Source organism: Scandinavium sp. (assembly GCF_032012665.1).
GTDB lineage: Bacteria > Pseudomonadota > Gammaproteobacteria > Enterobacterales > Enterobacteriaceae > Scandinavium.
Window position 1 is genome coordinate 173,191 of record NZ_DALZVG010000006.1, and the last position, 19,085, is coordinate 192,275.

The window sequence follows — 19,085 nt, forward strand, 5'->3', positions numbered from 1 at the left end:
GAACCGCACGAAGATCTGTTGCTCTGGCTGGAGAAGAGGACGAAAATGACGTTCTTCGTTAATGCCTGATACCTGTAGGGACACCATCATCAGCTCACGTCGACTCCCGTTAGCCGCCCGATTCACCCGCGCTGGCCTTCTGATAGCCACCGCGCTGGTGCTCGCCAGCTGTGGCTCAAAACAACCCAAATCGCTGGTAACGCCGCTACCGCCGATTGCCAAACATCCATTGCCAGATTCGTCTTCATCAGACCACCAGCCAGTGCGTGGCGTCTGGCTGACGACGGTATCCCGCCTCGACTGGCCGCCGATCCCGTCAGTGAACGTCAGCGATCCGGCCACCCGTGTCCGCATGCAAAAGCAGGCGCTGACCGACAAGCTGGATAACCTGCAGCGCCTTGGCATCAATACCGTGTTCTTCCAGGTGAAGCCGGACGGCACCGCCCTCTGGCCGTCAAAAATTCTGCCGTGGTCGGATATGCTGACCGGCACAATTGGCCAGGATCCCGGCTACGATCCGCTGATGTTTATGCTCGATGAGGCACACAAGCGCGGGATGAAAGTCCACGCGTGGTTTAACCCATATCGCGTGTCGACGAACATTAAATCTACTACTACCGCCGCGCTCAACGGTACGAGTTCCCTCCATCCGGCAAGCGTATTCGTAACGCATCGCGACTGGATCCGCACTTCTGGCGATCGCTATGTTATTGATCCAGGTATCCCGGAAGCCCGCGACTGGATAACCAGTATCGTGGCCGAAGTCGTGGCGCGTTACCCGGTCGATGGCGTGCAGTTCGATGACTATTTCTATACCGAATCGCCCGGTTCGATGCTCAACGATACTCAGACCTTCCGCGCCTACGGTCAGGGCTTTGCGTCGAAAGCCGACTGGCGGCGGAAAAATACGGAAGAGCTGATTGCGCAGGTCTACCGTACGATTAAACAGCTCAATCCAAACGTGCAGTTTGGCGTCAGCCCGGCAGGCGTGTGGCGTAACCGTTCGCACGATCCGGCGGGTTCCGATACGCGAGGGGCTGCGGCATATGATGAATCATTCGCTGACACGCGCTTGTGGGTGCAAAAGGGATTGCTGGACTACATCGCGCCGCAGGTTTACTGGCCGTTTGCCCGCGATGCCGCCCGCTATGACGTGCTGGCAAAATGGTGGGCTAACGTCGTCAAGCCAACGCACACCCGGCTTTATATTGGGGTGGCGCTGTATAAAGTCGGCGAGCCGTCAAGAAATGAGCCAGACTGGAGCGTTCAGGGCGGCGTGCCGGAGCTGAAAAAACAGCTCGATCTCAACGATACGCTGCCGGAAATCAGCGGCACGATTCTGTTCCGTGAAAACAATCTGAATCAGCCGCAGGCCCAACAGGCAGTGAACTATCTGAAGAGCCGCTGGGGAAGCTGATTGAATGTACGGGCGGCGCTCCGCGGGCGCGGGCCTACATGTTTGTAGGCCTGATAAGCGGAGCGCCATCAGGCAATTAAGTCGTCATACACGCTACGCAGGCGAGTACGAAGATAAAGCACGGCCTTATGCTTACGGGACAATAGCGCCTGCACGCTGTCGCCGGTTTCTTCTGCCAGCGCTTTATAACTCAGTCCTTCAAGTTCGGTGCGCTCAAACACTTCTCGCTGCGCGTCAGGCAGCTCCGCCAGCGCATCGTTGAGCTCTTCCCAGAGCAGCGACTTCAGGTAATCCTCTTCCGGGGTCTGCGCCACGCCAAACAGCGTTTCGGCCAGCTCATCCTCCGGATAATCCCCTTCTTCATCTGCCGTAAAGAAGGATGACAGCGGCAATTCCTTTTTTTTGCGCGACCTGTCCGTCAGCTCATTGCGGGCGGCGCGAAACAGCCAGGCGGCGATGTTCTCCACCGGCTGTTCGACCTTTATCAGTTGCCAGGTGATCTCCTGCAAAACGTCGTCGGCATCTTCACGCCCCGCCGTTCGTCCACGGATAAATGCCGTGAGCCGCGAACGACAGGCGTTGAGCGCCGAGACAAGCAGTGAATCCCCTGTCACGTCAGATTTCATCCGCGTGGCTCGCTGTCGGGTGTGTCCGTTGTCGAAGCATCCGGCGCCGGACGAGGATCCATGCGTTCATCACGACGGCCGCGCCAGCCGCAGTGGTCATGGTGATGATGACCGCGACGACCAAATCCTTCACGACGGTGCTGCATAAACGCCTCACGCTGTTCCGGCGTCATCTGCATCCAGCGCTCGTGCATACGGCGGCGCATGCCGAACATGCCCGGACGGAAGCCGAGACCGCCAAACAGAATTCGGCACAGAACCAGCAGCCCTAACGCCTGCCAGAAACCGATGGCTTTCACGCCAACAAGCGCGGGCAGCAGCGCATTCCACAGGGACATCACCAGCAGCCCCAGGACCGCCACAATCACCGCGCCAATGACCAGCGGTTTTGCCATCCGGTGGCTGCCAAAGCCGTGCCCACGACGGTGTTCATGCATATCAAAATCTCTCATGGTTTTTTCCTCATTACGTTGCGTACTGAGGTAGACGAATGAGATTGCGAAATATTGCTGAAAAAACGAAAAAAAGAAGATAGCTGGTCACCGACACTGGAGAAAACGTTGTGCTGATATCCCAGGCATCTGGTCTGCTACCTGAATATTGCCAGCCCGTTGGAGGAAGGATCGTCTTAATTCAGCGAACGTACCGGGGAAAAGTAGCACTGCAAATAGCGCGTAAACTTCCCAACAAAGCTTCCGGCAAAAATACTGCCCGCAATCACCGCCGCGGCGCTAACCGCAGGTTGCTGCATCGTCTGTGGTGAAACCGCTGTCAGCACCCCGAAAACATATTTAATGGCAAAGGCAATCATCATCAGCGGCAGCGCCGAATAGTCGGCCTGGCGGTTAATGGCCCGCGGCAGCGTCGCCCGGCTCACGCGTTCAGGCCGAATCAGCCAGAAGCCCAGCACCACGCCAGCCAACAGCCCGACGACCCAAAGCGCCACAATACCCGGCGTCAGATGCCGGTAAACCACCAGATCGTAGAGATCCCAGACGATAAATATCAGAGGAATGAGAGCCAGCCTTTCCAGCGTAACCGTCGCGGGCTGGCGCGCTTTTATGCCGCGCAGCAGTAAAAACACAAACAGCACGTACACCCAGACGGGCGTATCAGCCAACATATGCGCAATAAAATCGACCATTCGCAGTACCTGCCGGTGCATAAGCGGAGCCGTTGCTCCGCAATGAAAAAGCCTGGCACAACGGCATTCACAATGCGAATCAGCCCGTTCAGCGCTGCGATGCAGCGCAAAATATGGTTAAGAAGGATATTCCCCCTGACAGACAGCCAGTACCGTTTGCCTTAGCCAGCGATGCGCCGGATCCTTTTCCATACGTGGATGCCACATCTGCGAAACGGTAATGGTGCGGGTTTTAAAAGGTAGCTCAAAGAGATGCAGCGGCATCGCCGTCCGGCGTAAAAATGAAGCCGGAACCAGCGCAATCAGATCGGAGGCCTGCGCCACCGCAAGCGCGGAGGGAAACCCCGGCACCACGCTGACAATCTTCCGCCGTAGCCCCAGTTCGGCGAGCGCGTCATCCACGGGGCCCTGCGGCTGGCCGCGGCGTGAAGCCACCACATGTCCCCAAGCTATATAGTCATCGATACTCACCTTCTCTTTCGCCGCAAGCGGATGATCTTCCCGAACCACACCAATAAACCTGTCGCGAAACAGTGCCTGTAGCCTGATCTCCGGCCCCATGTTACTCAGCACGCCTATTTCCAAATCCACCAGGCCTTCACGCAGATGGCGGGCCGTTTTTTCCGGCTTCGGCGCAAAACGCAGGCAGACCTCTGGCGCCGCAGCCACCAGGGCGGCAATCAGCGGTGGGCCAAAGGATTCAATAAATCCGTCATTCGCGCGGACGGTAAAGGTTCTTTGCAGCTCTGCCAGATTGAGAACGTCGGCAGAGGGTTGCAGAACCGCCCGGGCTTCCAGCACGGCGTTTTTTGCTCTGTCGCGCGTGGCCTGCGCGTAAGGCGTCAGCACCATATTTCGCCCCGCTCGCACCAGCAAAGCGTCACCTGTAACCTCACGCAAGCGCCCCAGCGTGCGGCTCATTGCCGAGGTACTCAAATTCAGCCGCCGCGCGGCCCCGGCGACGCTGGCTTCCGTCAGCAGCGCATCAAGCGCTATCAGCAAGTTAAAATCCGGATCGGTCATCATATTCTCCTTTCGCAGAGATAAGGCGTCTGATGCAACTATACTGTATCAATGCTGTGCCTTCCGCCTTCTTTCTGACAGGCCTATCCTTTGCCCATTCTGACAATTTCTGATGAGGCACTGAGATGACACTTTTTTCTGAACAACCGGGTGATGACGGCCTGCCTGGGCGTGCACGGGCGTTTGCGATGGCCGCGGTAATGACCTCAACGCTGATGGCAGTATTTGACGGCTCGATGGTGAATATCGCTCTGCCGCAGATGGCACACGCTTTACAGGTTACCACCTCCGTTGCTGTCTGGTTTGCCAATGGCTATCTGCTCTCTGCTGCTATGACGCTGGCGATTTTCGCGGCGCTGGCCACGCGCTTTGGCTTTCGCGCAGTCTTTCTTTTTGGCCTGACGCTTTTTACCCTGGCGTCGCTGGGCTGCGCGGTGGCTTCGTCTGCTGAGATACTGATTGCGATGCGCATCCTGCAGGGCATTGGCGGGGCTGCAACCTTGAGTATTGCTCCGGCAATACTGCGATCCGTCTTTCCGGGCAGGCTGCTTGGGAGGATCCTTGGCCTGAACGCACTGTTAATTGCCTCCAGCACCGCTATCGCCCCCGTCCTCGGTGGAACGTTGCTGGACGCGCTCAGCTGGCCATGGCTCTTTGCGGTGAACGTAATTCCAGGCTCGGTGGCCATTGCGCTGGCGTTGAAGGCGATTCCGCATCAGCCTGGCCTGAAACTACAGAAGTTTGATGCGGCAGGCTCCGTGCTTTCCGCCACGCTTTTAGGTTCCCTGATTATGGCGGCGAACAGCTTTGCAGAGCCTCATGCCACCACGCATGCCCTGAATACCGCCGTGTACGGCTGGAGTTTACTGGCGCTGGTCAGCGGGCTGGCATTTATCTGGCGCATCCGGCGAGCTGCGGCACCTTTGCTGCCACCGGTCATCTTCACCTCTACGCGCTTTTCCCTTGCTGCACTGACGTCGCTGGCGTCGTTTATCAGCCAGGGGATTACGTTTGTCGCCCTGCCGTTTCTGTTCCAGAGCGTTTATGGCTACAGCGCCTTTACCTCAGCGCTGCTGTTCACGCCATGGCCGGTGGGCATTGTACTGGTGGCGCCTCATGCGGGAAGGCTGGCGGACAAATACTCACCGTCGGTGATTTCTACTCTCGGACTGGGGGTTTTTGTTATCGGACTGGCGCTGCTGGCCATGTTGCCTGCACACGCTGCTTCCTGGGATATTGGCCTGCGCAGCCTGATTTGCGGCATGGGATTTGGCTGTTTCCAGAGCCCGAATAACAGGGAGATGTTGTCCAGCGTGGCGCGGGAATTCAGCAGCTATGCTTCCGGTGTGCTGGCGATCGTCAGAACGTTCGGCCAGTGTCTGGGGGCCGCGATTGTCGGGGTCATGCTGGCGGCGATGGCGTCCTCAAATCCTGTCACACAGGAGGCGCTGGCCGTGAGGATGAGTTTGTGGGCGGCGGTTATCGCATCAGGTGCGGCGATTGCGTTCAGCGTGAGTCGATTGCGCTATTTGCATCACGGTGTTGTCTGAGGATTGCCTGATGGCGCTGCGCTTGTCAGGCCTACAGGACCGTAGGCCCGGTAAGGCGTAGCTGCCACCGGGCAATAAATGCAGGTGACAACGTCACACATACCCCTTTAGCTTCGCTAACAAAAAGGCCGTGACTGATGTGGCATCGCTGATTTTACCTTCTGCTATCAGCGCTTCAAACTCTGCCACCGCCATCCTGCGGCAGGTCAGCCCGACCTCTTCCGCATCCAGGTTTTGCGTAGTGGCAACAAAATCCGTTGCCAGCCAGACGTGATAGCCCTGACTGGAATAACCCTGCGCCAGCTTCTGGTAACCGATTTGCGTCATGCTGTTTGCCAGTAATCCGGTTTCTTCCGCCAGCTCTCCGCGGGCAACGGCAATCGGGTCAGCGTCAGGGCTCAGCTCCCACGACCCCTGCGGCAGCTCAAGCGTCCGCTTGCCTAATGGATAGCGGTACTGCTCCACTACCCAGATATCGCCTTCTGACACCGGCACGATCACCGCGAAATCTGGCTTCTCGATAACGGAATAGACGCCGTGAGAACCATCGGCGCGTTCAATACGATCCTCTTTCAACCGCATCCACTGATTGCTGTAAATCTCCTGCGAACTCAGGGTCTTAATTTCACTCATAGCCACTCATTTTTACCGTTGTACGCGATGGCACCCCGGATAGGTTGTGGAAGTTATGCTGCCCTCGGGGCATGCGCTTGCATGAATCTGCTTGCATCAGTAGGCCGGGTAAGCGTGAGCGCCACCCGGCAATCGGCCAAATCAGTTCAGCGTATAATCCAGCGTAATTTCGGCCTTCAGCACCTGAGACACCGGGCAGCCCGCTTTTGCTTTCTGGATGATGCCATCGAAGGTGCCTGGATCGATATCCGGCACGGCAATTTTGCTTTGCAGCGCTACTTTAGTAATGGAGAATCCGGCGTCGGATTTATCAAGCGAAACGGTCGCTTCGGTGTCGATGGAGGTGGCGGTAAATCCGGCTTCGCTCAGCATCAGCGACAGCGCCATAGAGAAGCAGGACGCATGCGCTGCGGCAATCAGCTCCTCCGGGTTGGTCCCTTTGGCGCCTTCAAAACGGGTGTTAAAGCCATAAGGCTGCTGGTTAAGCACCCCGCTCTCGGTGGAAACGGTACCTTTGCCGCGTTTCAGATCGCCTTCCCAATGGGCCTGACCTTTCTTATGGATAGTCATCTTTCACTCCTTTTTTTCCGTGGGCTGATAAGTATAGAACATGGACCTGACTCAGGCCTGAAGTGATGCCATATCAATCACAAAGCGGTACTTCACATCGCTTTTTTGCATTCGCTCGTAAGCGTGATTGATATCCTGAATATTGATCACTTCGACGTCGGCGGCGATCCCCTTTTCGGCGCAGAAATTGAGCATCTCCTGGGTTTCAGCAATACCGCCAATCGCCGATCCGGCAATGGAGCGACGGTTGATCAACATCGGGATGGTATTGAACTCCGGCGTATCGCCGAGCAGGCCAACGAACACCAGGGTGCCGTCCAGCGAAAGCGTTGGCAGATACGGGTTAATGTCGTGTTCGTACGGCACGGTGTCGATAATCAGGTCGAACTGGTTATGCACCGCCGCCATCTGCTGTTCGTCGGATGACAGCACCACGTTATGCGCACCCAGGCGTCGGGCATCGGCTTCTTTACCCGGCGATCGCGTAAACAGCGTAACCTCCGCGCCCAGCGCATGCGCCAGCTTCAGGCCCATATGCCCCAGGCCGCCGAGACCGATCACCGCCACTTTGCTGTGCGGCCCAATCTTCCAGTGACGCAGCGGAGACCAGGTGGTGATTCCGGCGCACAGCAACGGTGCCGCGCCCTGTAAATCAAGCCCCTCCGGCACGTGCAGCACGAAATCCTGGCTTGCAAGAATGAACTGTGAATAGCCACCGTAGGTAGGCTGATGGTCATGTCGGTCGTGGCCGTTGTAAGTCTGGGTATTCCCCTCTTCGCAATACTGCTCCAGCCCCTCTTTACACGGCGAGCAAACGCGACAGGAATCCACCATGCAACCGATAGCAGCCAGGTCACCGGGCTTGAATTTAGTGACATTGTCACCTATAGACGTTACCCGTCCAACAATTTCATGTCCTGGAACCAGCGGATAGGTACTGAACCCCCAATCGTTGCGGGCCTGGTGCAGATCGGAGTGACACACGCCGCAGTACAGCACTTCAATCGTTACGTCGTCCGGTCGTGGCGCGCGGCGTTCAAATGAAAAAGGAGCCAGCGGCGTAGTGGGATTTTGTGCGGCATAACCTAAAACTTTCATGGACAACCCTCACGATAAGCAAAACGAAAAACCTCAGGGCGAAGCCTCAAGCATAGTTCAATGACATGGCGGTGTGATGACGGTCGCACAAAGGGTTAAAGCTCGGAGAGTTCCTGAAAGCGCCATCTTGTGTTGCTATTTCATTCAGAATGGTCAAGTATCAATCACGCAGGCAGACACAGTAATTGCCCGCGCTATGGGGTAAATTTCGCCCGGATCCACCGGGAATGACCTTGAAACCATTCACAGGATTAAGGAGTCAGAATGAAATCGAACCGTCAGGCACGTCATATCCTCGGCTTGAACTACAAGCTCTCCAACCAGAAAAAAGTCCTTATCGAAGGCGATTCAGAAACCCAGCAGAATCACATTCATGCGACAGGCCGTAAGCGTCGCACCGAGTAACCCCGCGCCGTAAGGCTGCCGTTTCGGCAAAGAGGTTTCGATAAAGACCTACACCATCTTTAACAAAAGATGGTGTTTTTTTTACTTTCTCAACCGCCGCTTTTTCCCTTTTTATTAACACTTGCTTTATACTTTGCCCCGCCGAAGACCCAGCCAGCCCTGCACGCTCTGCCTGGTCGGGCCGTGATGACAAAGGATCAGTGAGATGTTACCCAACCCTAAAAATAACCGTTCTCTTTATATCCCCTATGCAGGCCCCGTTTTACTTGAGTTCCCGCTCCTCAATAAAGGCAGTGCGTTCAGCCTCGAAGAACGTCGCAATTTCAATCTGTTAGGATTATTGCCCGCGGTAGTCGAAACCATCGAGGAGCAGGCCGAACGCGCCTGGATTCAGTATCAGGGCTTCAAAACCGAAATCGACAAACACATCTACCTGCGCAACATCCAGGACACCAACGAAACGCTCTTCTACCGTCTGGTCGAAAATCACCTTGAAGAGATGATGCCGGTTATCTATACCCCGACCGTTGGCGCCGCCTGTGAACGCTTCTCGGAAATTTACCGTCGCTCCCGCGGCGTGTTTATCTCCTATGAGAACCGCCACAATATGGACGACATTCTGCAAAATGTGCCGAATCACAACATCAAAGTGATTGTCGTCACCGACGGCGAGCGCATTTTAGGCCTTGGTGACCAGGGCATTGGCGGGATGGGTATTCCTATCGGTAAGCTCTCGCTCTACACCGCCTGCGGTGGGATCAGCCCGGCATATACCCTGCCGGTGGTGCTGGATGTAGGCACCAACAACCAGCAGTTGTTGAACGATCCGCTGTATATGGGCTGGCGTAATCCGCGTATTACTGACGACGAGTATTATCAGTTTGTCGACGATTTCATCCAGGCGGTGAAACACCGCTGGCCGAACGTGCTGCTGCAGTTTGAAGACTTCGCGCAGAAAAATGCCATGCCGCTGCTGAACCGCTACCGCAATGAGATTTGTTCGTTTAACGACGACATTCAGGGCACCGCAGCGGTCACCGTCGGAACGCTGATTGCCGCCAGCCGCGCAGCGGGCAGCCAGCTCAGCGAACAGAAAATTGTCTTCCTCGGTGCAGGCTCTGCCGGGTGTGGCATCGCTGAGCAGATTATCGCGCAGACCCAGCGCGAAGGTTTGAGTGAAGAACAGGCGAGATCCCGCGTGTTTATGGTCGACCGTTTCGGTCTGCTGACCGATCAGATGCCAAACCTGCTGCCGTTCCAGACTAAGCTGGTGCAAAAACGCGACAACCTGAGCGGCTGGGACAGCGGTGAAGATGTGTTGTCGTTGCTGGACGTGGTGCGTAACGTGAAACCGGATATTCTGATTGGCGTCTCCGGCCAGACCGGCCTCTTCACCGAAGAGATCATCCGCGAAATGCACAAGCATTGCCCGCGCCCGATCGTTATGCCGCTCTCTAACCCAACGTCCCGCGTGGAGGCCACGCCGCAGGACATCATCTCCTGGACCGAAGGCTGTGCGCTGGTTGCCACCGGCAGCCCGTTCGCGCCAGTCGTATGGAAAGAGAAAACCTACCCGATTGCGCAGTGCAATAACTCGTACATCTTCCCGGGTATTGGCCTTGGCGTGATCGCTTCCGGCGCCACGCGCATTAACGACGAAATGCTGATGTCAGCCAGTGAAACGCTGGCCAAACACTCTCCGCTGGTCAATAACGGCGAAGGTCTTGTGTTGCCGGAGCTGAAAGACATTCACACCGTCTCGCGCGCTATCGCTTTTGCCGTGGGTAAAATGGCACAGCAGCAAGGCGTGGCGATTAAAACCTCAGCGGAAGCCCTGCAACAGGCCATCGACGACAACTTCTGGCAGCCGGAATACCGCAGCTACCGCCGCACGTCTATCTGATGCAGTTGCCAGATGGCGCTGCGCTTGTCAGACCTACGGATTTTCGTAGGCCCGGCAAGCGTAGCGCCGTCGGGAAATCTTAGCTACACTCTGCTCACCTGTTAACCTGCTGAATATAAAAGGAGGATCCCCATGCCGTACTGTGAAATGTTTGATATTTCACATACCTTTGGCGATCGCACCTGCTCAAGCGTTATCCGTACCGTGCTGCGATAACTTCGGCTTGAGCGAAGACACCAAAGACTGAATCCCTTCCTCGGGCTTACCGGGTTATCGTCGGCGTTATTTGACGAGGCGTTTTTACGCCAGTAACACTTGAGTAAGTTCTATGAGCACACTACTGAATGCACAGGCTTTGTGCAGCGACACGGCCTTCGGCCCCCTGTTTATCAACCTCACCTTCACCCTGAAAAAAGGCGATCGCGTCGGGCTTATCGGCTACAACGGCTGTGGGAAAAGTACCCTGCTGAAGCTGCTTGACGGCTCGCTGTCCCCCGCGTCGGGCTCCGTTTCGGTGGCGAACCACTGCCTTCTGGCTCGCGTTGAGCAGCATTTACCGGACTCGCTTCACCCGCTTTCCATGCTTGATGCTGTTCTGGATAAACTGCCCGTTGCAGAACGTGAAATTCAGCGCTGGCGAGCTGAGGCCCTGCTGGCAGAAATGGGTTTCGGCCCGGCAGAGAGGGCGTTAACCGCAGCAACGCTGAGCGGAGGACAGCATACCCGCCTGTTGCTCGCCCGCGCGTTGATGACCTCACCCGATCTCCTCCTGCTGGATGAGCCTGGCAACCATCTCGATTTGCCCACCCTGCTGTGGCTGGAGCGTTACCTGAACAGCTGGAACGGCAGCTTTATTGTCGTTTCGCACGACCAGCAGCTGCTGGACAACGTGACGAACACCAGCTGGATCCTGCGCGATCGCAAGCTGCACAGCTTTGCCCTTCCCTGTAGCGCAGCCCGTCAGGCGCTGGCAGAACAGGACGCCAGCGATGCGTTGCGCTTTAAGGCAGAACAAAAAGAGATAGACCGGGTGACGACCAGCGCCAAAAGGCTCGCTGTCTGGGGAAGCGTTTACGACAACGAAGCGCTCTCCCGCAAGGCTAAACAGATGGAAAAGCAGGTGGAACGGCTGAAAGAGAACCAGACCGACGTCACCGCGGGTAGCCAGTGGCGATTGCAGCTTCAGGGCGATACGCTGCGGGCCGACAGGCTACTGGAGCTGGATAATCTTCCTGTTCCGCCAGCCTTCGGACTACCGCCTCTGTTTCGCACGCCGGTCGCTCGCCTGAAAAGCGGCGATCGGGTGGCGGTGATCGGCCGCAACGGCTGCGGAAAGTCATCCCTGCTGCGTCTGATCTGGCAGCACTATCAGGCAGGCATGCAGGCGGAAGATCTTAAAATTCACCCGCGCGTGGCGTTGGGCTATTACGACCAGACGCTGCATCAGCTGGCAGATGACGCAACGCTGTTTGAGGCACTGGAGCCGTTCGCGCCCGCTCCTGAAGAACGCAAAATGGCGCTGATTGGTGCAGGGTTTGCGTTTGCCCGCCACGGTCAGCGTGTGGCGTCACTGAGCGGTGGTGAACGATCGCGACTGCTGTTTATCGGCCTGACGCTGGCGCGCTACAGCCTGCTGATGCTGGATGAACCGACCAACCATCTGGATATGGAAGGCAAAGAGACGCTGGCGGAAACCCTGCACTCTTTTGCCGGAGGTGTCCTGCTGGTCAGCCACGATCGTCATCTGCTGAAAGCAAGCTGCAACCGCTTCTGGTTAATCGAAAACGGCGCACTGGAAGAGTGGCACGATGCGGATGCCGCGTGGGAGCGATTGCGGGAACCGCTTCCCGATAGCCTGGTGGCGACCGATGTCGCACAGGATAATCTCGCGAACCACGCTGCGGACGATCTGCTGGAAAAACTCATCGAGCTGGAAACCCTGCTCGCAGACGATCTGGCCAGAAAACCTAAGCACCAGAAGCCCCAGCTTCAGGCGCAGTGCCAGCATGAAATCAGGTTACTTAACGCCCGGATTGAGTCTTTGTAGTTTTCGATACCGCCCGGCATTGCCGGGCGGCACTTCGTTTGCCCGGCCTACCGTTCGCATAGGCTGGTTGAGGCTTTCCAGTTTGCTGCTGAAGGCAAAGTGGTGCCCAAAGAGACAATGCGCCCGCTCGGCGACATCAACGCTACCTTCAAAGAGATGGAACAGAGGCAGATCCGCGGACGTATGGACATCGACCAGCACCATTAATTGCGATTCAAATGACTAACGGCGCCATTGGGCGCCGTTTTTGTATTGGATTAAGCTTTGCTCCGCCTGTCGTTAACCCACTGTTTGACTTCAATGCTGAAGGTATCCGGCGCTTTACGGAACATTTTACGCGCCAGATCGAGCACGGTATGGCGCGCAAGCTCCTCTTCCATTCGCTGCTGAGCGCTGTCCATCACCGAACGTACGCCACATGGGCCATCGCAAACCCAGGCGGGCGGCTTTTCATCAAACAGCGCCAGCCGCTGGCGGATCTCTTTGCACTCAAACATCGACTTCTGTCCGTCAATGGCGTGGACAATGTCCAGCACGCTGATGAGCTCGCTGGCCCGCGCCAGCCGGAAACCACCGCCCTTTCCTTCCGTGCTCACCACCAGCCCCGCACGTGAGAGACGCGTAAAAATCTTTGCAAGATAGTCATACGGAACATTCTGCAGCTCTGCCAGTTCGCGCACGCTCATATCACGCGCGTCGCCGTTCGCATCAACCATGCTTATCAGGCTATGAATACCGTATTCCACGCCAGAACTGTAAAACGCCATTTTGTGCTCCTGTGCTGTTTCTGCGGCAGATGATAACTCAGATACTCAGAAAGATCTTGTCGGAGTTAACTCCGACAAGTATAGTGGCAGTTATCGGGGCCAGGTGGCCCAAATATACAAAAAGGAATCACCATGAAACAACGTATTCTTATCATCGGCAGCGGTTTTGCGGGCATGTGGACCGCAGTCAGCGCGGCACGTGTGGCACATTTGCAGGGCAGCACTGACCTTGAAATCGCGGTGCTGGCTCCACAACCGGAACTGCGTGTCAGACCGCGTTTTTATGAAGCCAACGTCTCGACCTTAACCGCTGATTTACAGCCGCTGTTCGACGAACTGGATATTTGTTTTATCGCCGGACACGCAGAGCGTGTGGATGCCGCTGTAAACGGCGTCTGGTACAAAACGCCGGAATCCGAGTCGACGTTCATGCCCTACGATAAGCTGGTTATTGCAAGCGGCAGCCGCCTGCACCACTTTGGCATTAAAGGCATTGCCGAATACGGCTTTGATATCGATCAGTTGTACACCGCTCAGCGTCTGGAAGATCACCTGAATGCGCTGGCGAGCCAGCCCGAAAGTGCCGCCCGTAATACCGTTGTGGTATGCGGAGGGGGCTTCACCGGGATTGAGCTCGCCACCGAGCTCCCTTCCCGCCTGAAATCGCTTCTGGGTAACGATACAAATACTAAAATAGTCGTAGTTGAGCGAGGTTCACAGATTGGTGGCCGCTACAGCGAAGCGCTGCGCAATATCATTCGTGATGCCTCCGACGAGCTCGGCATTGAATGGCGCCTGAACGCGGCCGTTGAAGTGGTCGACGCTCAGGGCGTGACTTTACAGGATGGCAGCCGCATTGATGCCGCCACCGTCGTCTGGACTGCGGGCGTTCAGGCCAGCGCGTTTGGCGAGAACCTCACCGCCGACCGCGATAACCTGGGCCGTTTTGTGGTCACCGAAGAACTCCAGATTCCGGGCTATAACAATATTTATGCCACCGGCGATATGGCACACGCTAAAACCGACAGCCTCGGCAATACTGCGTTGATGACCTGTCAGCACGCCATTCAGCTGGGCAAATTCGCCGGGCACAACGCCGCCGCCAGCCTGCTTGGTATTGAAGGCCTTCCCTATCGCCAGGAAGTTTACGTGACCTGTCTCGATCTGGGCGCCTGGGGCGCGGTCTATACCGAAGGCTGGGATCAGGAAGTGAAAATGGTGCGGGAAGAAGCGAAAAAGCTGAAAATCGCTATCACCAATGAACTGATTTATCCGCCAAAAGCCGATCGTGATGTAGCCTTTGCTGCCGCAGACCCACTGGCGAAATTCGTCTAGTTTTGGCTTTTGTCCTCTGTAAAGGCCTGGTGTTATACCAGGCCTTTTTCTTTTGCGGCGAGGCTCGTAGAATCCTCCCGTTCCGCTTGTTGCCACGCCCCCGCCGAACAAAAATCCCTCCCGCCCCTTGTTACATGACGAAAAAATAATCGTTGCGTGAAACGCAACACTCATATACCGTTCCTCATGAAGGAACACGAGAGGAACCGATGATCGTGAGCTTTCGGCATAAAGGATTACGTAATTTGTTCTATTACGATGAAACTGCAGGTGTTCATCCCTGGCACGTTAAGCGCTTGAAAGAACAGCTAACGCTACTGCAGGCAGCCACCCCCCCCAGAGCGATGGACATACCAGGTTATCGCCTGCATGAGCTGAAAGGCGGCCGTGAAGGCGTGTGGTCAGTAAAAGTTTCAGGTAACTGGCGTCTGACGTTTGAGTTTATTAACGGTGACGCTTACCTGTTAGATTATGAGGACTATCACTGATGAAAATGGCAAACCCCGTAAGCCCTGGAGAAATCATTCAGAATGCGCTGGTCGAGCTGAACGTCAGCCTGCGCGAATTTGCGCGAGCGATGGATATTGCACCATCCACGGCCAGCCGTCTGCTGACGGGGAAAGCGGCATTAACGCCAGAAATGGCTATCAGGCTTGAAGCGGTGATCGGCAGTACTGCGCAGACCTGGCTTAATGTGCAGCAGAACTGGAGCCTGGCTGAGGCGAAAAAACGCGTGGATGTATCGGGATTAAAGCCGCTCAAAACGCACAAAGCATAAAAAAATGGCGCCGGTTAAGGCGCCATGCTTTTTCAGTTTTTAGTCGGTAGTTTTCTGCTGCGCTTCGCGCTGTTCCACCTCAGCGTACCAGCGAGGATGGTGTTTCCGTGCCCAACGACGGCTGACCTTACCTTCGATCATGCCCTTTATCGAACCTTTTACCCAGAACGCCATATACATGTGAATCAAAATGGCGTGGATCAGGACAATGGCCGATGCAGCATGAATCAGCAGGCTGTAGCGAATCACCTGAATCGGGAAATAGTCAGCGAAATACGGCCGCCAGATAATAACGCCCGTCACCAGCAGCACAAAAATCATGCTCATGATGGTCCAGAACATCATCTTCTGTCCGGCGTTGTACTTGCCCACTTTCGCCACTTTATGCTCGTTGCCCTTCAGCACCTCAACAATCCCCTTCAGCCAGGGAATATCCTGCTTATCCGGGATGTTGTGCCGCACAAAGCGGAAGAACATAAACATCAGCACCACGAAAATCAGCACGCCGAAGAAGGGATGCAGAATGCGCCCCATCTGCGGCGTACCAAAGGTTTCGGTGAGCCATTTCAGCGTCGGGAAGAAAAACGAAATCCCGGACAGCGACACCAGAAAGAAGCACACCACCACCGTCCAGTGACAGGCCCGGTCGATAAACTTTGTGCGCACAATCATTTTCGATTTACTCATGGTCGCTCTCCTCGTCGTCGTCCACCTCTTTGTTCGGGCCAATGCCGATGTAGTGATACATCAGCCCGGCAAAGGTGGCGATAAACCCGGCGGCAGAAAGCGGCTTGAGAACGCCCTTCCAGAGATTAACCGACGTGTCGATTTTCGGATCCTTCGGCAGCTTGTGGTACAGCTCCGGCTGGTCGGCATGATGCAGTACATACATCACATGGGTGCCGCCCACGCCTTGCGGGTTGTACACCCCCGCGTGAGGATAACCACGCGCTTTCAGTTTTCCGACGCGCTCTTCCGCAACCGCCAGCATCTCTTTTTTGGTGCCAAAATGGATGGCTCCCGTCGGACAGGTTTTCACGCACGCAGGCTCCTGGCCGACGCTGACGCGGTCGACGCAGAGCGTACATTTATAAACCCGGTTGTCCTCTTTATTGAGACGCGGCACGTTGAACGGACAGCCCGCAATGCAATAGCCGCAGCCGATGCAGTTGTCCTGCTGAAAATCAACAATCCCGTTGGCGTACTGCACGATCGCGCCCGCCGAAGGACAGGCCTTCAGGCAGCCAGGATCTTCGCAGTGCATGCAGCCATCCTTACGGATGAGCCACTCCAGCTTGCCGTTCTGTTCGGTTTCGCTAAAGCGCATCACCGTCCAGGATTTGGCGCTCAGATCGGCCGGATTATCGTAAACGCCCACGCAGTGACCCACTTCATCGCGGATATCGTTCCACTCCGAGCAGGCCACCTGGCAGGCCTTGCAGCCCACGCAGGAGGAGACATCGATAAGCTTCGCCACTTCTTCTTTATAATCCCGCGCCCGGGGCGCAGGCGTAATATCGTTAGTGGCCGAGCGCTTGATGATGTCCTGTGTTTCCATTGACATAGCTTCGCTCCTTACGCTTTCTCGATGTTAACCAGAAACGCTTTGTATTCCGGCGTCTGAGAGTTGGCATCGCCGACGTTTGGCGTCAGGGTATTGGCGATATAGCCCTTCTGCGCCACGCCCTCAAAGCCCCAGTGCAGCGGAATACCGACGGTTTCCACCTGCTGACCGTTGACGTTCAGCGTATGCAGACGACGGGTCACCACGGCTACCGCGCGAATAAAGCCACGCTTGCTGCTCACTTTCACCTTGTCGCCGTTGGCAATGCCTTTGCTTTTCGCCAGCCCTTCGCTGATTTCAACAAACTGCTCCGGCTGCGCGATAGCATTCAGGCGCGCGTGCTTAGTCCATGTGTGGAAATGCTCGGTCAGGCGATAGGTGGTACCGACATACGGGAACTTGTCCTTTTTGCCGAGGCGCGCGATATCGTCTTCATAAATACGCACCACCGGGCTCGATACGACCTTCGGATGCAGCGGGTTAGTGCCAAGCGGCGTTTCCATCGGCTCGTAGTGTTCCGGGAACGGCCCTTCGGCGAGCTTATCGAGCGCAAACAGGCGACCCAGCCCTTCCGGCTGCATAATAAACGGCCCGGTGGCGCTGCCTGGTGCGGCGGTGTTGTAGTCAGGAATATCATTTCCCGCCCACTTTTTGCCGTCCCACTGGATAAGCATCCGTTTCGGATCCCAGGGCTTACCGTTGATATCCGCCGAAGCACGGTTGTAGAGCACGCGGCGGTTCAGCGGCCACGCCCACGACCAGCCGAGCGTATTGCCCAGTCCGGACGGATCGGCGTTGTCGCGGTTCGCCATCTGGTTGCCTTTTTCGGTCCAGCTGCCGGTGTAGATCCAGCAGGAAGACGCCGTTGAACCGTCATCACGCAGCAGCGCAAAGCTGTTCAGCAGTTCGCCTTTCTTCGCCAGCTGTACGCCGTTGGCGTCAAAGAGATCCTTCAGCGCATAGCCGTTGTTCTCTTTTGCCACTTCGTCGGAAGCTGGACTGTCCGGCAGCTTGTAGCCCCAGTTCATGCTAAGCAGTGGTTCCACGCCTTTGCCACCTTCTGCCGCGTACATTTCGCGCAGGCGATGGTAAATGCCGGCAAGAATTTCGCCGTCATTCAGCGCTTCTCCCGGTGGTTCCGCACCCTTCCAGTGCCACTGCAGCCAGCGACCGGAGTTGGCAATTGAGCCGTCCTCTTCCGCAAAGCAGGTGGACGGCAGACGGAACACTTCGGTCTGGATATCTGCCGGGGTGACGTCGTTCATCTCGCCGTGGTTCTGCCAGAAGGTTGAGGTTTCCGTCACCAGAGGATCGATGACCACCATGTACTTCAGCTTGCTGAGGCTCTGCACGACCTTGTTTTTATCCGGGAACGACGCCACCGGGTTGAAGCCCTGGCAGAAATAGCCGTTCACTTCGCCTTTGTCCATCAGGTTGAAATACTTGATGACGTCATAGGCCTGGTCCCATTTCGGCAGCCAGTCGAAGCCCCAGCTGTTCTCCTTCTGCGCCTTGTCGCCGTAGAAGGCTTTCATCAGGCTGACGAAGAATTTCGGGTAGTTGCCCCAGTAGTTCACCTGATCGGCCAGCGTCGCTTTTGGCGTATTGGCCTGCAGATAGGTTTGCAGATCGGTCTGCTTTTCAGACGGCAGCGTCAGGTAACCCGGCAGGCTGGTCGACAGCAGACCAAGGTCGGTCAGGCCCTGAATATTGGAGTGACCGCGCAGCGCATTCACCCCACCACCGGCCATGCCCATATTACCGAGCAGCAGCTGGATCATTGCCATGGTACGGATGTTTTGCGAGCCTACCGTATGCTGAGTCCAGCCCAGCGCATAGAGGAAGGTGGTCGTGCGATCGGCCGCGCTCGTTGAAGCCAATACTTCACAGATCTTCAGGAAGTCGGCTTTTGGCGTGCCGCAGATGTTTTCCACTACGTCAGGCGTATAGCGGGAAACATGCTGTTTCAGCAAATTCCACACGCAGCGCGGATCGCTCAGCGTTTCGTCACGCTTCGCAAAGCCGTTTCCGTCGAACTGATAGTTCCAGGACGATTTGTCGTACTGGCGCTTCGCTTCGTCATAGCCGCTGAACAGGCCCTCTTCAAAGCCAAAATCTTCGCGCACCAGCAGGCTGGCATTGGTGTAGTGCTTCACGTACTCCGCGTTGATTTTGTTGTTTTCAATCAGGTACAGCAGCACGCCGGAGAGGAACGTAATGTCCGT

19 protein-coding genes and 1 pseudogene are annotated in these 19,085 nt (G+C 56.2%); 9 read left to right on the plus strand and 11 right to left on the minus strand.

Translation table 11 applies throughout. The features are described from left to right. Positions 1 to 61: 61 nt before the first annotated feature. Complete coding sequence (locus RTU33_RS07935) at positions 62 to 1,417, plus strand: glycoside hydrolase family 10 protein (RefSeq protein WP_312626473.1); 1,356 nt, start codon at positions 62 to 64, stop codon at positions 1,415 to 1,417. Between the two features lie 68 nt (positions 1,418 to 1,485). On the opposite strand, the gene RTU33_RS07940 is transcribed toward RTU33_RS07935, so the two are convergent. The 4 genes from RTU33_RS07940 to RTU33_RS07955 form a co-directional block, all read right to left on the minus strand. Beyond that, entirely contained in the window at positions 1,486 to 2,043 is a 558-nt protein-coding gene (locus RTU33_RS07940) for an RNA polymerase sigma factor (RefSeq protein WP_312626474.1), read from the minus strand. Next, complete coding sequence (locus RTU33_RS07945) at positions 2,040 to 2,495, minus strand: hypothetical protein (protein ID WP_312626475.1); 456 nt, start codon at positions 2,493 to 2,495, stop codon at positions 2,040 to 2,042. Before RTU33_RS07945 ends, RTU33_RS07940 begins: the two co-directional genes overlap by 4 nt. 176 nt (positions 2,496 to 2,671) lie before the next feature. Beyond that, on the minus strand, positions 2,672 to 3,187 hold the full coding sequence (locus RTU33_RS07950) for a hypothetical protein (protein WP_312626476.1): 516 nt from the start codon (positions 3,185 to 3,187) through the stop codon (positions 2,672 to 2,674). A 117-nt stretch (positions 3,188 to 3,304) separates the two neighbouring features. Beyond that, complete coding sequence (locus RTU33_RS07955) at positions 3,305 to 4,210, minus strand: LysR family transcriptional regulator (protein WP_312626503.1); 906 nt, start codon at positions 4,208 to 4,210, stop codon at positions 3,305 to 3,307. Between the two features lie 125 nt (positions 4,211 to 4,335). On the opposite strand from RTU33_RS07955, the gene RTU33_RS07960 reads away from it, so the two are divergent. Next, entirely contained in the window at positions 4,336 to 5,760 is a 1,425-nt protein-coding gene (locus RTU33_RS07960) for an MFS transporter (RefSeq protein ID WP_312626477.1), read from the plus strand. A gap of 93 nt (positions 5,761 to 5,853) precedes the next feature. On the opposite strand, the gene RTU33_RS07965 is transcribed toward RTU33_RS07960, so the two are convergent. The 3 genes from RTU33_RS07965 to RTU33_RS07975 form a co-directional block, all read right to left on the minus strand. Further along, a complete protein-coding gene (locus tag RTU33_RS07965; protein ID WP_312626478.1) occupies positions 5,854 to 6,393 on the minus strand; it encodes an NUDIX hydrolase in 540 nt (179 codons plus the stop codon). Positions 6,394 to 6,534: 141 nt separating this feature from the next. After that, positions 6,535 to 6,963 (minus strand): OsmC family protein, encoded by a 429-nt coding sequence (locus RTU33_RS07970; RefSeq protein ID WP_312626479.1) that lies wholly within the window; start codon positions 6,961 to 6,963, stop codon positions 6,535 to 6,537. Positions 6,964 to 7,014: 51 nt separating this feature from the next. Beyond that, positions 7,015 to 8,061: an NAD(P)-dependent alcohol dehydrogenase gene (locus RTU33_RS07975; RefSeq protein WP_312626480.1), complete on the minus strand. Its 1,047-nt coding sequence runs from the start codon at positions 8,059 to 8,061 to the stop codon at positions 7,015 to 7,017. A 264-nt stretch (positions 8,062 to 8,325) separates the two neighbouring features. On the opposite strand from RTU33_RS07975, the gene sra reads away from it, so the two are divergent. From sra to adhP, 4 genes and pseudogenes are all read left to right on the plus strand, one after another. Next, positions 8,326 to 8,466 (plus strand): stationary-phase-induced ribosome-associated protein, encoded by a 141-nt coding sequence (gene sra / locus RTU33_RS07980; RefSeq protein ID WP_312626481.1) that lies wholly within the window; start codon positions 8,326 to 8,328, stop codon positions 8,464 to 8,466. Positions 8,467 to 8,671: 205 nt separating this feature from the next. Then, positions 8,672 to 10,369, plus strand: coding sequence for an NAD-dependent malic enzyme (locus RTU33_RS07985; RefSeq protein WP_312626482.1), 1,698 nt, complete (start codon positions 8,672 to 8,674; stop codon positions 10,367 to 10,369). Between the two features lie 328 nt (positions 10,370 to 10,697). Then, a complete protein-coding gene (locus RTU33_RS07990) occupies positions 10,698 to 12,416 on the plus strand; it encodes an ABC-F family ATP-binding cassette domain-containing protein (RefSeq protein WP_312626483.1) in 1,719 nt (572 codons plus the stop codon). A 63-nt stretch (positions 12,417 to 12,479) separates the two neighbouring features. Then, a pseudogene (gene adhP / locus RTU33_RS07995) lies at positions 12,480 to 12,623 on the plus strand (alcohol dehydrogenase AdhP); the annotation flags it as partial. A 50-nt stretch (positions 12,624 to 12,673) separates the two neighbouring features. On the opposite strand, the gene RTU33_RS08000 reads toward adhP, so the two are convergent. Further along, the gene (locus tag RTU33_RS08000; protein WP_312626484.1) at positions 12,674 to 13,183 is read right to left on the minus strand and encodes an Rrf2 family transcriptional regulator; all 510 of its coding nucleotides are present in this window, start codon (positions 13,181 to 13,183) and stop codon (positions 12,674 to 12,676) included. Between the two features lie 132 nt (positions 13,184 to 13,315). Between RTU33_RS08000 and RTU33_RS08005 the strand changes: the two genes are divergently transcribed. From RTU33_RS08005 to RTU33_RS08015, 3 genes are all read left to right on the plus strand, one after another. Next, positions 13,316 to 14,518: an FAD-dependent oxidoreductase gene (locus RTU33_RS08005; protein ID WP_312626486.1), complete on the plus strand. Its 1,203-nt coding sequence runs from the start codon at positions 13,316 to 13,318 to the stop codon at positions 14,516 to 14,518. Positions 14,519 to 14,727: 209 nt separating this feature from the next. Continuing rightward, on the plus strand, positions 14,728 to 15,006 hold the full coding sequence (locus tag RTU33_RS08010) for a type II toxin-antitoxin system RelE/ParE family toxin (protein WP_312626488.1): 279 nt from the start codon (positions 14,728 to 14,730) through the stop codon (positions 15,004 to 15,006). Then, positions 15,006 to 15,296 carry a HigA family addiction module antitoxin gene (locus tag RTU33_RS08015; RefSeq protein ID WP_312626489.1) on the plus strand — a complete coding sequence of 97 codons (291 nt, stop codon included), beginning with the start codon at positions 15,006 to 15,008 and terminating at the stop codon, positions 15,294 to 15,296. Before RTU33_RS08010 ends, RTU33_RS08015 begins: the two co-directional genes overlap by 1 nt. A 39-nt stretch (positions 15,297 to 15,335) precedes the next feature. Here RTU33_RS08015 and fdnI read toward each other — a convergent pair whose 3' ends face one another. From fdnI to fdnG, 3 genes are all read right to left on the minus strand, one after another. Beyond that, the gene (gene fdnI / locus RTU33_RS08020) at positions 15,336 to 15,983 is read right to left on the minus strand and encodes a formate dehydrogenase-N subunit gamma (protein WP_312626490.1); all 648 of its coding nucleotides are present in this window, start codon (positions 15,981 to 15,983) and stop codon (positions 15,336 to 15,338) included. Continuing rightward, the gene (gene fdxH, locus RTU33_RS08025; RefSeq protein ID WP_312626491.1) at positions 15,976 to 16,860 is read right to left on the minus strand and encodes a formate dehydrogenase subunit beta; all 885 of its coding nucleotides are present in this window, start codon (positions 16,858 to 16,860) and stop codon (positions 15,976 to 15,978) included. The genes fdnI and fdxH overlap by 8 nt, the downstream gene beginning before the upstream one ends. Positions 16,861 to 16,871: 11 nt before the next feature. Beyond that, positions 16,872 to 19,085 (minus strand): formate dehydrogenase-N subunit alpha (gene fdnG / locus RTU33_RS08030; RefSeq protein ID WP_312626492.1); only part of this gene is annotated, 2,214 nt, incomplete at its 5' end.